The 14,857-nt window shown below is 38.7% G+C and carries 19 protein-coding genes; all 19 read left to right on the forward strand.

Going from position 1 to position 14,857, the window contains the following annotated elements; genetic code table 11:
* Positions 1 to 256: 256 nt before the first annotated feature.
* The 19 genes from CJF29_RS10290 to CJF29_RS10380 all read left to right on the forward strand — a co-directional run bounded on the left by CJF29_RS10290 (position 257) and on the right by CJF29_RS10380 (position 14,857).
* Entirely contained in the window at positions 257 to 1,240 is a 984-nt protein-coding gene (locus tag CJF29_RS10290) for a hypothetical protein (protein WP_255299305.1), read from the forward strand.
* 66 nt (positions 1,241 to 1,306) lie between these two features.
* Complete coding sequence (locus CJF29_RS10295) at positions 1,307 to 1,456, forward strand: hypothetical protein (protein ID WP_172556629.1); 150 nt, start codon at positions 1,307 to 1,309, stop codon at positions 1,454 to 1,456.
* 27 nt (positions 1,457 to 1,483) lie between these two features.
* Positions 1,484 to 1,936, forward strand: coding sequence for a hypothetical protein (locus CJF29_RS10300; protein ID WP_099145841.1), 453 nt, complete (start codon positions 1,484 to 1,486; stop codon positions 1,934 to 1,936).
* Positions 1,937 to 1,956: 20 nt separating this feature from the next.
* Positions 1,957 to 2,184 (forward strand): hypothetical protein, encoded by a 228-nt coding sequence (locus CJF29_RS10305; RefSeq protein WP_099145840.1) that lies wholly within the window; start codon positions 1,957 to 1,959, stop codon positions 2,182 to 2,184.
* Between the two features lie 131 nt (positions 2,185 to 2,315).
* On the forward strand, positions 2,316 to 2,720 hold the full coding sequence (locus tag CJF29_RS10310; protein ID WP_099145839.1) for an ASCH domain-containing protein: 405 nt from the start codon (positions 2,316 to 2,318) through the stop codon (positions 2,718 to 2,720).
* 710 nt (positions 2,721 to 3,430) lie between these two features.
* Positions 3,431 to 4,222, forward strand: coding sequence for an NAD-dependent epimerase/dehydratase family protein (locus CJF29_RS10315; RefSeq protein ID WP_099145838.1), 792 nt, complete (start codon positions 3,431 to 3,433; stop codon positions 4,220 to 4,222).
* Complete coding sequence (locus CJF29_RS10320) at positions 4,191 to 4,754, forward strand: phosphoribosyltransferase (protein ID WP_099145837.1); 564 nt, start codon at positions 4,191 to 4,193, stop codon at positions 4,752 to 4,754. Before CJF29_RS10315 ends, CJF29_RS10320 begins: the two co-directional genes overlap by 32 nt.
* Position 4,755: 1 nt before the next feature.
* Positions 4,756 to 5,301 (forward strand): terminase small subunit, encoded by a 546-nt coding sequence (locus CJF29_RS10325; protein ID WP_099145836.1) that lies wholly within the window; start codon positions 4,756 to 4,758, stop codon positions 5,299 to 5,301.
* Positions 5,302 to 5,362: 61 nt separating this feature from the next.
* Positions 5,363 to 7,393, forward strand: coding sequence for a PBSX family phage terminase large subunit (locus CJF29_RS10330; RefSeq protein ID WP_099145835.1), 2,031 nt, complete (start codon positions 5,363 to 5,365; stop codon positions 7,391 to 7,393).
* A gap of 115 nt (positions 7,394 to 7,508) precedes the next feature.
* Positions 7,509 to 8,948 (forward strand): phage portal protein, encoded by a 1,440-nt coding sequence (locus tag CJF29_RS10335; protein ID WP_099145834.1) that lies wholly within the window; start codon positions 7,509 to 7,511, stop codon positions 8,946 to 8,948.
* A complete protein-coding gene (locus CJF29_RS10340) occupies positions 8,902 to 9,963 on the forward strand; it encodes a phage prohead protein (RefSeq protein ID WP_099145833.1) in 1,062 nt (353 codons plus the stop codon). Before CJF29_RS10335 ends, CJF29_RS10340 begins: the two co-directional genes overlap by 47 nt.
* 17 nt (positions 9,964 to 9,980) lie before the next feature.
* A complete protein-coding gene (locus tag CJF29_RS10345; RefSeq protein ID WP_099145832.1) occupies positions 9,981 to 11,558 on the forward strand; it encodes a phage major capsid protein in 1,578 nt (525 codons plus the stop codon).
* Positions 11,559 to 11,562: 4 nt separating this feature from the next.
* Complete coding sequence (locus CJF29_RS10350) at positions 11,563 to 11,985, forward strand: hypothetical protein (RefSeq protein WP_099145831.1); 423 nt, start codon at positions 11,563 to 11,565, stop codon at positions 11,983 to 11,985.
* Between the two features lie 8 nt (positions 11,986 to 11,993).
* A complete protein-coding gene (locus tag CJF29_RS10355; RefSeq protein ID WP_099145830.1) occupies positions 11,994 to 12,536 on the forward strand; it encodes a hypothetical protein in 543 nt (180 codons plus the stop codon).
* Positions 12,533 to 13,105, forward strand: coding sequence for a hypothetical protein (locus CJF29_RS10360; protein WP_099145829.1), 573 nt, complete (start codon positions 12,533 to 12,535; stop codon positions 13,103 to 13,105). The genes CJF29_RS10355 and CJF29_RS10360 overlap by 4 nt, the downstream gene beginning before the upstream one ends.
* A complete protein-coding gene (locus tag CJF29_RS10365) occupies positions 13,102 to 13,941 on the forward strand; it encodes a hypothetical protein (RefSeq protein ID WP_099145828.1) in 840 nt (279 codons plus the stop codon). The genes CJF29_RS10360 and CJF29_RS10365 overlap by 4 nt, the downstream gene beginning before the upstream one ends.
* Positions 13,938 to 14,093 carry a hypothetical protein gene (locus CJF29_RS10370; protein ID WP_007759726.1) on the forward strand — a complete coding sequence of 52 codons (156 nt, stop codon included), beginning with the start codon at positions 13,938 to 13,940 and terminating at the stop codon, positions 14,091 to 14,093. The genes CJF29_RS10365 and CJF29_RS10370 overlap by 4 nt, the downstream gene beginning before the upstream one ends.
* Before the next feature lie 50 nt (positions 14,094 to 14,143).
* Positions 14,144 to 14,665, forward strand: a complete 522-nt coding sequence (locus CJF29_RS10375) for a hypothetical protein (RefSeq protein WP_055228876.1) — start codon at positions 14,144 to 14,146, stop codon at positions 14,663 to 14,665.
* A gap of 30 nt (positions 14,666 to 14,695) precedes the next feature.
* A complete protein-coding gene (locus CJF29_RS10380) occupies positions 14,696 to 14,857 on the forward strand; it encodes a hypothetical protein (RefSeq protein WP_229109707.1) in 162 nt (53 codons plus the stop codon).

Below are 14,857 nucleotides of genomic sequence, written 5' to 3' on the forward strand. Positions count from 1 at the left end.
AATTTTGGTTACACAAAAATTTTATCGGTGTACATTATCATGGCTGGGTTGATTTAAACCAGAGGAAATTAGCAGAATCATGTACAAGGCATAGAAAGTTTAAAGATAATTACTACGTAGCAATGGAAACTATAATACCATTCTATGTAATTAAAAAGATTATATTTTCTCCACGGGTTCTTTGGGAATTAGCAAAGTGGTTTATCAGAGCTTGGAGATATAATAATCGGAATAAATAACTCTCATAAGAAAAATAATGAATATTGGAATTGTAGATGTAGACGGTCATCACTTCCCTAACTTCGCTCTTATGCGTGCATCTGCATATCATAAGGCGAGAGGTGACCAAGTGGAATGGGCTACCCCTTTCAATCAATATGACAAGGTATTGGCAAGCAAAGTGTTTACTTTCACTCCAGACTTCAATTACTTGACTTTGCAAGCTGACATAATAGAGAAAGGAGGGACTGGCTATGACATAAAGAAGCAATTATCATGTGAGATTGAAAGTAGTATGTTAATGGACTATTCCATTTATCCTCAATATAACTTTTCTCTTCAGTTTTTCTCACGTGGTTGCATCCGGAAATGCCCGTTTTGTTTGGTTCGTGAAAAAGAGGGGTATATCCGGGCAGTAGAACCGGTTGAGTTGAATCCTAAAGGAGAATGGATTGAGGTGCTGGATAATAATTTCTTTGCAAATCCCGAATGGAAAGATGCCATTAATTATCTGCAAAAGAAAAATCAGATGGTCAATCTACATGGTGTCGATGTACGTATTATGAACGAGGAACAAGCATTCTATTTAAGCAAATTGAAATTAAAAAGAAGAATCCATATTGCTTGGGATTTGCCGGAAATTGATCTTACAGACAAGTTGAAAGAAGTGATAAAGTATATCAAGCCTCGTAATTTGTCTTGTTATGTTCTGATAGGCTTTAACTCAACCATTGAGCAGGATATATATCGTCTAAACAGGCTTAAGGAATTAGGAATTTCTCCGTTTGTACAACCATACCGGGATTTTAATAATGATCGCAAACCGACTTTATATGAAAAGGATATTGCACAATGGGCTAACAAGCATCAGATATTTAAAACCTGCGATTTTGCAGACTTCTCACCAAGGAAGGGTTTTAAATGTAACTATTATTTAAAGCAAAATAGAGATGAAGAAGATACTATTTATCTGCACACTTCTTGTCCTGATGGCAGGATGTGTTCCACCGAGAAAATATAAAGAGAACCGCTTCACGAAGCAATTTCGGCAAGCTGATTCAGTGTTTAACGAAAAATACGGATTACAATGAAAAGATTGGTATTAAACGTATGGGGGCGCATATTAGGTTACAAGCGATATATGTGTCCTAATTGCAAGAAAGTGAATTATCTGAAAGATAGTGGTGAATTGACAGCCGGATATTGCCGGAACTGTGAACATCCTATTTGGAATTAATGTGTAACATCGTGAAAGGAGTAAATTATGTTAGAAAAAGAAGTTACTAAGAAAATCTATGTTGCAGATGACAACAAAGAATTCTTATCTAAAGAAGAGTGTGAAAAGTATGAGACGTTTGTGAAAGAAATACTTTCAAAGATTGAGTATTTCTGCATTAGTTGCCAGCCTGATTTAACGGAAACCGGTTTGTTTCAACATAAAATTTATGTTGCTGTATATTCCAATAATTATTATCACAAAGAGATTGCTTTTAATTGGGCTATAAAGGCATGTGGATATTTGGGACAGAGTGTACAAGGATATGGTTTTCAGCCTAATTTCTCATTGAATAAATCTGATAAAATAGGCTTCGATGAATGTAAACCTATAATATGGGGTGGTACAGATTTAAAAAGTGAAAGAATTTTCCTAAGCCCAATAAAAGTAGAAGGATTCCCGGATAATATTAATTATATGAAAGAATGGGGATTTAAGTAAAATCAAATCAAGAAACATTTATGGAAACAAAATTTAAATTGAATCAACATGTACTATGTACAAGACAAGGAAGTGAAGAACCGGAGATTGGGGTAATTGCAGAAGTAGACGAACTCGATGCCTTATGTGAAGATGAAGAGGGTCGTCAATGGGAAGAAAATACTTATATGGTAATGCTTCATGATGAGAGTGGAAAGATGGTATTTGAAGAATTTTTAGAGTCTGATTTGGAAGAAGTTCCTACATAATCATATATAATTATGGGACAAATGAGTATTGGTGCGTTTAAGTATTGTCTAAGATTGAAAGGAATCCGTCTTAACCTGTTTGGTACCGGTGAGAAATGGAATCCTATTAAAGTCAAATCTAAAAAACGCAGATGAAAACTATTTCAGTAAAGCAGCCGTGGGCTTATTTGATATGTTCCGGAGTGAAAGATATTGAAAATCGTACATGGCCATGCCCTAAGAAGTACATAGGAAAACGTGTACTAATCCATGCAAGCGCAGTACCGATAGAAATGGTAAATCCTAATAGTGTATTTACAAAAGCTCAATGGGACCGGTTTTCTATTGGGTTTCAACGTGAGCTTATATGTGGTGATAGTATTGTCAATTCTGCTATTATCGGTAGTGTGATGATAGTTGATTGTGTTGTTAATCATCCGTCTGTATGGGCGGAGAAAGGGGTATATAATTGGGTACTTTCCAATGCTGTATTATTCTCGGAACCTATACCTGCAAAGGGAAAACTTTCTTTTTGGGATTTTGATGGACTGAAGTAAGTAACAATCGAATGTCCGGAATGTGGCAGCCATGAAATCGCTATTGTAGATTACACAACAGCTCCATATCCAACGTTATTTGCATAGTTGCAATAAATGTGGCTATGTGATCATGGAAAGTGAATGGGAAGTAGTAAGCACATAGTTTACCTGTGATTAATCTTTGAGTTCATTATCATTCTGTATTCGCAGTCTAACAGTCCATTTATGCGAGGCTTATGAATAATATGTGATTCCGGATAATTCCTGAGTATCCCATTTTGCAGGAGCTTAATAGTTTGATTTTGTTCTCTGATTACCACACTTAGTATTACGATGATAAAGATTAGTACTATATACCCAAAGGTGATTAAGTACACTATTTCTCTATTGAAATAGAAGAAGCTTTTGAATGATCTAAAGTTACTCATGTTTTGTATGTTAAAAATAAAAACGTGCCCAATTCAATAAATACACCCTTCGTAGAGGTGCGGCAAACAACCCAAGTAAGGAAGCATAGATATTAAACGGGCACGCATATTTGTGATAATACAAAACGCGAACACCGTTCAATCTATCACCTTACTTTGTTGAAAATTGCCGCTTTCTACAAAGGAGAGACTGAACGTCACAATGATACCTATTTGGTATCTGCCGCAAATATAACTAATTCTTTAAATTAATGTTGAACCTGGGTGCGTCTTTTTAAGATGCGCCCTTTATTTTTTGTGATGATGAAGAAAATAATTGTAACTGGTAGCGAGGGTTTTATTGGTAAAGCTCTTTGCCGGGAATTGTCAAAAAGAGGTGTTGAAGTCATTGGTATTGACCGAAAGAACGGAACTGAAGCATCAAATGTTCATGAACTTTTGAAAAAAGGTGATATCGACTGCGTATTTCACCTTGCAGCACAAACAAGTGTTTTCAATGAAAATTTGGAGCAGATCCGGAAAGATAACATTGATACCTTTATGAGTGTTGCCAATGCCTGTAACCTATACCGGGTGAAGTTGGTGTACGCCAGCTCGTCAACAGCGAATCCTGTGAACACTACTTCCATGTATGGAATAAGTAAACATTTCGATGAACAGTACGCATCTGTCTATTGTAAGACTGCTACCGGATGCCGGCTGCATAATGTATATTCACCAAACCCACGTGAAAGAACTCTTCTCTGGTTCCTGCTTAATGAGGAAAGGGTGTCATTATACAACTGCGGTCAGAATATCCGGAGCTTTACTTACATGGATGATGTTGTCGAAGGACTTATCTATGCGATAGGATGTAACCGTCAGCTAATCAACATCTGTAATGTACAACCGGTGACTACGATGTATTTTGCTACTTTAGTAAAATACTACAAACCGCTTGAAATTGAGCTAATTAATGAAAAACGGGATTTTGACAATTTGGAGCAGTCGGTGAACCGGGATATCTATTTAGTACCTTTGTCTTACACATCTGTCGAGGACGGAGTAAAGAAGATCTTTGATGAAAGGAAAGGGAAAGATATGTCGTATTGACGACTGGGATAAGCCGGAAGCGGTGAAATATAAGAGCTGGTCTCATCAGGAACGGTTATGTGATCTGAAAGAAAAGGTATCACTTCATAAAAAGGGTGATATCTATTACATCTCCCAGTTCGCCCGTTCCAAGACTGGTACCAGCTTTTCAGAAATCAAACAGTCGGAGGAACTCGCATCATTCTTTGCAGAGAGAGCGTGTGAGTTTCTCCACCGTTTTATTGTAGGGGGATGCGAAGGATGGTGTATAGTCACCACACCGCGACGGAGACACTACGAGGGCTTTCATTTTGCAACCTCTATCTGCACGAAAATAGCTGGGGCGGTGAAAATACCATTCTATGAGAATGCAATCCAGTGCCTAACTAAAGATAGATTGAATCCGGAATTCTTTCTTCTTCGTCCGATAAGGGAAAAGAAGATAATAGTGTACGATGACATATTAACAACCGGCAGTACATTACTTGCCACCTATGAGTTATTGAAAGACAGTGAGCAGCTTCTTTTTCTCATAGGAATAAACAATAATTGATATGGGAAAGCGAGAGGAACCATTAACATTTAAGCAAGAGAAATTCTGTAAATATTACGTTGATACAGAAGGTAATGCAAGTGAAGCATATCGAATGTCTTATAATACTTCCAACATGAAGCCAGAGACAATTTGGAGCGCTGCGAGTAGACTATTAGCAAATAGCAAGGTTGGTACAAGGATAAATGAGATTAAGGCGCAGAGAGCGAAAGAGTCTGAAGTAGAGAGGAAAACTGTTGAGAGGGTATTAATGGATATAGTGCTTGCCAATCCCGATGATCTTCATTTTGTTGACCCTGCAACTGGGAAAACAAAAATGAGAACTCCTTCCCAACTTCCAAAACGTGCCCGTAACGCATTGAAGAAGATACAGAATAAGAGAGGAGAAGTTACCTATGAGTTCAACGGTAAGACAGAAGCTGCCCGGATACTTGGTGCCTGGAATGGTTGGGAAGCTGATAAGAATGTTAACATCAAAGGTGGTGAGGGAAATAAAATCGGTGAACTTCGTATCGGCTTTGATGAAAATGGAGATTCGGAAGAATAGAACAAATTGAACTGCAAAATCCGGTATTCACCCTACGGAGAAACCTTACTTTTAGAACAATATGGTTATAAATTATAAGAAGCTAAATCCTAACGGATTTTATCTATTAAAGTACTTGAATGATGAGACTATCCGTTTCATTATCTTGTATGGTGGCTCATCTTCCGGTAAATCGTACAGTGTTGCGCAAACTATACTGATACAGACATTACAGGACGGTGAGAACACTCTTGTCATGCGTAAGGTAGGAGCTTCTATTCTCAAAACCATTTATGAAGATTATAAAGTCGCTGCGGCCGGTCTTGGCATCTCCCATTTGTTCAAGTTCCAACAGAATACTATTAAATGCCTGACTAATGGTGCGAAGATAGATTTCTCCGGTCTTGATGATCCGGAGAAGATAAAAGGTATCTCCAACTATAAGCGTGTTCAGTTAGAGGAATGGTCAGAGTTCGAGCATCCGGATTTCAAGCAGCTACGTAAGCGTTTGCGTGGTAAGAAAGGGCAGCAGATTATTTGTACCTTTAATCCGATCAGTGAAAGCCACTGGATAAAGAAAGAGTTCATTGATAAGGACAAATGGCATGATGTGCCAATGTCTGTTACCATTGCCGGCAAAGAGTTGCCGGAGGAGCTTACTAAGGTCAAATCCGTAAAGAAGAATGCGCCTCGGCAAATACTTAATCCTCGTACAAAGCAGATCGAGGAACAGGACTCAAATACAGTTATTATCCAATCTACCTATCTGAATAACTTTTGGGTTGTTGGTTCACCTGATGGTACATACGGTTTTTATGATGAGCAATGTGTTGCCGACTTTGAGTATGATAGAGTTCACGATCCGGATTATTATAATGTGTACGCATTGGGAGAGTGGGGTGTTATTCGTACCGGTAGCGAGTTCTTCGGTTCGTTCAACCGTGGCAAACATTCCGGTGAACATAGATACGTCCCAGGCCTGCCTATTCATATATCAGTTGATAACAATGTACTGCCATATATCAGTGTGTCGTACTGGCAAGTAGATTTCACTACCGGTATCAAGGTTTGGCAATTCCATGAGACGTGTGGTGAAAGCCCGAATAATACGGTAAAGAAATCCTCTAAACTTGTGGCCAAGTATTTAAAATCCATTGAGTATAGTGATAAAGTCTATGTGCATGGTGATGCCTCAACAAAGGCGGCCAATAGCATTGATGATGAAAAACGCTCTTGGATGGACTTATTCATAGATACATTGCAGAAAGAAGGATTCGAGATTGAGGATAAAGTAGGCAATAAGAATCCGAGTGTTGCCATGACTGGTGAGTTTATCAATGCTATCTTTGATTGTACTGTTCCTGGTATAGAGATATACATTGACGAATCATGTTCTGTATCTATCGAGGACTACATGAGTGTACAGAAGGATGCTAACGGTGCTATTCTTAAAACCAAGGTCAAGAATAAAACTACCTTGCAGACTTATGAGGAGCACGGGCACCTGTCTGATACGTTCCGATATGTCGTTGTGGATTTGTGTAATGAGCAGTACACTGAATTTAGTAACCGGCGAAAAAGGAATCTCTATGGTGGTAAGGGTATGCTTGGTTTCTTTAATCCGGAAGCACAAAATGTCTACTCGCAGCGGCTTATTTATGTCATGCCGAATGTAGATGGTACATTTGTTCTTGTTCAGGCATCCCGTTGTGGTGATAAGTGGCATTTAACTGATGCCTTGTTTAGAGAGACATCTTCCATAGAGGAAATTAAGACCGCATGTTTGGAGCGCAATGCCAATACGTGCCTCTTTGAATGTTCATCTGCCTATTATCAGACAGTACGTGAGTTGAGGGAAATTGTGAAAGATACAGAAGTAAGAGTTAAGAAAGAGTTTGCCGATGTGGATAAGCGAATAGCTGCTACATCTGATTTTATAAGGAATAACTTTTTGCTATCACCAAAGATGTTAGAGGAATCTCAAGATTACAGTGATTTCATAACTAACCTGATGGACTATAACATAAATAGTGAGAATAAAAGTGCAAGCATTATTTTAAGTGGTCTTGCATATCATATAATAAAATCGTTTCCCGAATCATCTGCTGCGTAATTTGTTGTTATATAGTTTGTTATAACTAAATTTGTACATTTCTTATTTTTCAAGATTTTAGTGTTTTGAGAAACCGATTATTCATATTCCTACATTTGTTTCAAATAAGAAATAAATGAGTTGGTTTCGTAAAAAATCTAAGTCAGAGGAAGATACTGTACAGGATGCTAACGTAGAAGTTGTAAGTGAGACTGTTGAAGAGAAGAAGCTTCCGGAAGGGAAAAAGATAACTGTTGAAGAGTTATTTTCTTCTCCATATGTTTGTTCTCAAAATTTTCTTACGCTTTTTCAGTCTGTACCAGAAGTCTTTTTTCCAATTGACTACATCGCTTCTCGTATTTCCAGTGCTAACTTTCAGTTTAAGAAAGTTAAGGATGATAGTGTTATTTGGGCTAATAAGAGTTTGAATCAGATACTTCTTAGACCAAATTGTTTGATGACATGGAAACAGAATGTGTATCAACATTTTGTATATAAACTGTGTCTTGGCAATAGTTTTACACGTGCTGCAATGTCTGATAGCTTCACTAATGTAGAAAAATGGCGTTATTGCTCTAACTACTGGGAACTTCCTGCTGATGCAATGGAAGTCCTGCCTGTTTTAGGTAGTAATATTCCATTGTTTGGTATAGCTGACCAAGAGGATATTATTAGAGGTTATCGTTTAAATTATGGTGCTTTGAGTACTATGAAGATTCCTGCTTATCAGGTATGGCATGATAGAGACGGGTGTGTGAGTTATTATTCCGGATTTGGGTTTATGAAATCTCAAAGTCGTCTTATGTCACAAATGAAACCGATATCGAACCTTATTGCTGTATATGAAGCCCGTAATGTAATTTATGTAAAACGAGGTGGCTTAGGATTTCTTATCAATATGAAACAAGATGAATCCGGGCCCATTGCTATGACTGATAATGAGAAGAAAGAAATTTTGCAACAACATTTCGGTAAGTTCGGAGTAGGTAAGGACCAGTTACCATATGGGCTGTCTGATATTCCATTGAGTTTTGTACGTACCAATCTCACTATTGCAGAACTGCAACCGTTTGAGGAAACACTTGCTGATGCAATCAGTATTTCAGGCGCTTATGGTATTCCTGCTGTATTAGTTCCACGTAAAGATCAATCTACATTTAGTAATCAATCTACAGCAGAGAAGAGTGTTTATAGCTCTGTTATCATTCCATTTGCGAAACAGTTCTGCCGTGAGTTTACTCAATTTTTAGGACTTGAATCAAGCGGGTACTATTTGGATTGTGATTTCTCTGATGTAGATTGCCTGCAGGAGGGATTGAAAGAAGCCGAGGAAGTAAAGACCAATATCAATAGCCGGTGCAAAGACCAGTTCCTTAGTGGATTGATAACGTACAATGATTGGAGGGCGCAAATCGGTGAAAGTAAATTTGAAGAACCTATGTTCGATAAAACATTATTTGAGATGTCGGACCAGGAACGAGAGATAGTTAAACAAATATTTAGTCTTAACACAAAAAGTGAAGTTGAAAATGGAAGAGAAAATCAAAAGCCTTCAGTACAAGACAAAGGCAAATGATGTTGATGAGAAGGGTATCGTTACCGTCGCGGTGAACGGTATCGGTGTGAAGGACTCACAGAAAGACGTATCCATGCCCGGATCATTCAACAAGACTTTAAAGGAAAATATTGGTCGTATGCGTTGGTTCTTGAATCACCGTCCGGATCAATTGTTGGGGGTTCCATTAAGTGGTAAGGAAACAGAGGGTAATTTAGTTATGGTTGGCCAGTTGAATCTTGAAAAACAGATTGGTCGTGACACGTTAGCTGATTATAAGCTGTTTGCAGAGAATGGAAGAACCCTTGAACACTCTATCGGAGTAAAAGCTATCAAAAGGGATTTGACTGATCCTTGTAAAGTGCTTGAATGGCGTATGATGGAATATTCTACATTGACAAGTTGGGGAAGTAATCCTCAAACATTCCTTGTGAATATCAAATCTGCTACTGCCGACCAAGTAAAGGAAGCTGTTGATTTCGTTCGAAAAGCGTTCTTGCAGCATGGATATAGTGATGAACGTTTAAAAGGTTACGATATGGAATTAAGTTTATTGCTAAAGAGCCTCAACGGTGGTGCCGTTGTCTCATGTCCTCATTGCGGTTATCAATTTGATTATGACGCAGAAACGGAGCATACCTTTGCACAACAGGTATTAGATTACGCCGCCGATTATCAGAGGTGGATAACGCAGGACATCGTAAGAGAAGAAATGGAGAAGCTCACTCCAGAGATTAGAACTCAAGTAATTTCTCTTATTGATTCTGTAAAGTCAAAGGAGAAAGATTTCACTCAAAAGAGTTTGCAGGATCTTATGAATTATGTAAGATGTCCCCACTGTTGGGGAAAAGTATATCGTTCGAATGCTATTCTACAAAACACTTCTGAAGATACTACCGGAAAGAATGAGCCGTCCGTTGACACTCAAGAAAAGAATGACGGGGAAAATAGTAACGATGAAGTAACGTCTAAAGCCGCTGATAATGGCACTTTATTCGATTTCAAAAGTTTGAATAGTTGTTTCGATAATAAATAACTTAAAATTTAAATTTTATGCCAATTAAAAAATTTACAGTATCAGATTTGAGTCTGAAAATGGATGGACTTCCTGCAGAGCAAAAGTCCTTTATGGAAAATATCGCAAACATGATGTGTGATGTAATTAATAAGTCGCTTGAAGGGATGCTTACTCCTGATGAAGTGATTGAAAAATTTAATGGCATCAACAATTCGCTTAAGGCTTATGATAGTGATACTTTCAAACAGCTTGTGAAAGATAATGAAACCCTTGTTGATCAAGTAAAGAATCTTGGTGAAAGTATTGAAAAGATGAAGCAAAAAGGCTTGTCTATGGATACCATTAACAAGTTTGATGAGAAATTAAGCGAAATGCTTGATAGCGAGAAGTTCAAAGAGTTTGCAGCCGGTCACAGCCGTAAAACAGGTTCTTTTGAGGGATTCAGCTTGAAAGATATTGTGTCCATGACCGACAATTACAGTGGTGAAATTATGATTACCCAACAGCAGAACCGTGTTGTTAGCCAGGTAAGTAATCAGAAGATTCATATGCGTAATGTCATTACGACTTTGCAGGGTGATCCTACATACACGCAACTCGCCTTTACACAGGTGTATGACTTCGACAGGAATGCACGGTACGTAACTGAAAACGGTCGTTTACCGGAATCAAGCATTAAGATGAAGGAAATTCAGACAGGTACAAAACGACTTGGTACCCATATCAGAATTTCCAAGCGTATGTTGAAGAGTCGTGTTTTCATCAGAAGTTATATTTTGAATATGCTACCGGAGGCTGTATGGCTTGCTGAAGATTGGAACATGCTATTTGGTGATGGGAACGGTGAGAACCTGTTAGGTATTACTAATCACATTGGAGTACTTCCAGTTGAAAATATCATCAAAGATACTATCATTAAGGGAGAAGCCGGTAGTGTGAAGTCTGTCGAAAGCCATAATGGGGGTAAAGACACGATTGTTGAGTTCACAAAACCGTACGATCTGATGCTCAATGGTATGGTTATTACATTTGCCAATGCTGCTGTTGTGACAGACTTGAACAAAGCGAATCCTATTATCAAGATGAATGACCGTCAAATCTTGTTGAAAGACGTTGCTTTTGCCGGTGAGGAAACAGCCATTGCAAATATGACATTTACTGTCAACAACTCATTCTTCCAAAGTATCGAAGCTCCTAACTCGGAAGATATTATTAAGACGGCATTTGCCGTGATGACCTATGCACAGTATTATCCCAATGCTATTACTCTCAATCCGTCAGATGTTAATGCGATGGAATCAGAGAAGGATACTACAGGGCGTAACCTTGGCATTATTAAGGTTGTCAATGGTGTTAAGCATATTGCTAATCGTCCGATTGTAGAGAGTACCGGTATGTTACCCGGTAAATACTTTATTGGTGATATGCACATGGGTGCATCTATCGTTGACTACACTAATCTTGCGTTAGAGTGGGCTGAAGATGTGGAAACGAAGTTGTGTAATGAGGTGGTTCTTATCGCCAGTGAAGAGGTGATTTTTCCTGTTTACAATCCTTGGGCATTCGCTTATGGAGATTTGGCTGAACTGAAAGAAGCAATCACTAAAAAGTAATATTATGGATTACATACTTAGAGGTAATGATAAGGATGTAGCCAATGTACTTAAAGAGCAACGCATTCGGATTGGTAGAGGGGTGGTTTCATTCACCCCTATCTCCGAATGCGGACTTGTAACAGAGGAAGATGCCCGAAAGACATTGGAATGTATGCTCGCAGAGAAAGATGCGAAAATCGGCGAACTTACTGAATCCATTACGGAGAAAGATAAAGCTATTGTTGAACTGACAGATGAACGTGATACAATGAAAGCCCGTATTGCAGAACTTGAAGCCTTAGTTCCTTCTGATAATAAGAATCTTCCGGCTGCCGATTCAAAGGATTTGCCCGCTGGAGATGCTAAGGAAGTAACTGTTGTTGATGATAAATCCGTTTCCGTGGAAGATGAAAAGAAAACCGGAAAGGGTAAGGCTTCTAAATAACTATTGCTATGTTGATTGATGTTTCATATTTTACGTCAGGTCCCAGGCATATAGAAAACGCTTCGGTAGCTGAAATGCCTTCACCCAACTCTCTTGCTGTAAATGAAGTGATAAATGGGTATATCAAGGCATTTCAGTCCGAATTTCTTCATACTGCTGTTGGTTTTAGTCTTTCACAAGCTATTACTGATTATTTGGAGATCGTAGAACAGGAAAAAGAGGATTCTTCAGATGAGGTTGATATCTTGGAAAAAGATGAACCTCAATCCGGATATGCACTTTTATGTGAAAAGCTAAGTGAACCGTTCGCCGATTATGTGTTCTTTCACATTTTACGTGACATGAATACACAGGCTACTATCACCGGCCTTGTAAGATTAAAATGTGCTAACGAGTATATATCTCCGATTAAGAGACAGGTTAGTGTCTGGAACAGCATGGTGAAGAAGAACCGACTCTTTGTAGAATGGGCGATGTCCGATGATTGTCCTTTCACCGGTTTGAAGATTCAAAAGAACCTATTAACTCCCATTAATGCTTTCAATTTATGATGGAATTGGATATAACAGAACTGTTTGAAGAAGTAGTTAGAAAACTTCCTGAAGGACTTGGAATCCTCTACCCTAATGGGAAAGGTGGGGCAAAAATTGTAAAGTCACCAAGATTGAATTACATCTTTGGTAGCAGTCAATATATCAAGGACATATTAGATGAATACAGTAAATCTCCTGGTCAGTCTGAAAAAAAGTTCCCGCTGGTTGCACTCTTTACTCCAATTTATGAAGATAGAAGTGATCCAAATTATTTTTCTAAGGCAAAGGTTTCGTTGATTATAGTTTGTTCATCCTGTAAGGAGTGGAGTAATGAGGAACGTAGAACTACATCTTTCAAGAATATTCTCCGTCCAATCTATAAACGTTTGTTGGAAGTATTATATGAAGATTTCCGGTTCGACTGCGACTGTGACGAGAAAGTGAAACATAGTTATTCAGAGAATTATTCGTATGGTAGATACGGAGCCTATACAGATTCCGGTAAGGCTGTGAGCGAGCCCATAGATGCCATAAACATACGCTCGATGGAAATAAAAATTAATAATCTTAATTGTAGAAGAAAATGAGAAAGATTAGAACGTGTAAGGGTTCCCGGATGAACACTGGTAGTTCTGCTTGTAGCATTGACTGGAAAAAAGTCAAAGGTGCTATCTTGACAGAACATGGTGTCAAACTCCCTGCTGATATAACAGGTGAGAAGTTGCTCGAATTGTGCCATGCAGACCGTCCGGATCGTATTTATCCTATTTTCCCATTCCTGGAATATGCTTCGAATGGAGGTGATCCACAGGTAAATGCGACTGGTTATGGTGCAAGTGAGTACAACGGGCTTAATGCTCTTACAGATACCTTTACTTTAAAGAGTTTCGACGAAGTTTTGAATGCCCAACTTTTGAGGTGTGCTAACAAGGGGTGGAACGTTTACTTTTGGAATCAGGATAACACCTTGATTGGCTTTAATGATGGTACAGATGTGTTGGCAGGCATCTCGATGTCTTCTGTTTATCCGACTGTAACCCGTTTCCCGACAAGCGGCGCAAAATCAACTATGACAGTAAGTTTCGCTCATGAGGATGCAGAAGAAAGCCTGTTGAATTTTGATTATGTGCAGTTAGATTTCAATCCTAAAAACTTCTTGATGGGCTTGGTTGATGTCGTTTTTGAAAAGACAGAAGCGGAAAATGCCTACAAGATTATCGAGAAGATTGGTGGCTACGATCGTACAGAAGAATTCGGAAGCCTCATCGCTGATGGTGCCGCCGAGGTTATGAATAATACAACTTCTGCTTCTTATGCTGATGGTGTAATAACCATTGTCCCCAAAGCTGGTGCTGTTCCTTCGTTGAAATCTCCTTCTGTGTTGTTTGAAAAAGGAATTAGAGGTATTGAGCAGGTAGCATGAAAACAGATGGTGTAACGTTCGTTGATTCCGTAGTAAAGGATATGACGAAGGAAGAATTTATTGAAGCTCATATCAATGTGGTGTGGCTAAACTTGAAAGAGGAAAAGCGCCGGAAGAAGCTCTCTGATGTGTTCGATACGATAACTAAGTAACTAATGGGCTGGGGTGTAGTTGCAGCCCGGCCCATTTCATTATTTATTATATGGCAGATTTCGATAAAGTTTATGACGTGATTCATTCCATTGCTTCCGGGTTTAAGGGAGAGTGTGTCAAATGTATGGAGGAAAATAAGAATGTGCTTATTGATTGCATACAGGAACAGTTATATAGTGGTTTAGATGGTACCGAACATTTATTGAATCCCACTTATGATAACGATACCTATTTCAATGAACCCGGTCCCTGGCAAAATCAAGCAGAAAGGTATAAACATTGGAAAGAGAAGATAACCCCACCTCTTAGGGGAGAGATGCTTTATTTGCCACCACGCCCGGTCGAGGTTCCTAACCTTTTTATCACTGGTACTTTTTATGATAGCATTTTTGCGCAAAAAATAGATTCCGGATTACGTTTTGAAACAAAAGGTTTTAAAGAGGGGCCATCCATTGAAAGAAAGTATGGTGAGCAGGTTCTTGGCGTTGGAGATACTGCAAAGGAGTATTTCAACATCATGTATCTTCGTCCATGGTTAGAGCGTTTCTTTTCTGAATGTGGGTACCGGTAGGCTATGGCTTGTGGATGCGAGATAAAGAAAATGCAAAGTGAACTGGATCGTATCAGTGAACTGGCGAAGAAAGCAGCTATTTTGGATGGCTGTATGTATGTTGTTTATCAAAAAGAGGACGGTACCTATGCTTTTGATAAGGTTGGGAATGAGATTAAAGGAAAGATTATCGAATATAGACATTACCTATAA

Source organism: Bacteroides celer (genome assembly GCF_002632415.2).
GTDB lineage: Bacteria > Bacteroidota > Bacteroidia > Bacteroidales > Bacteroidaceae > Bacteroides.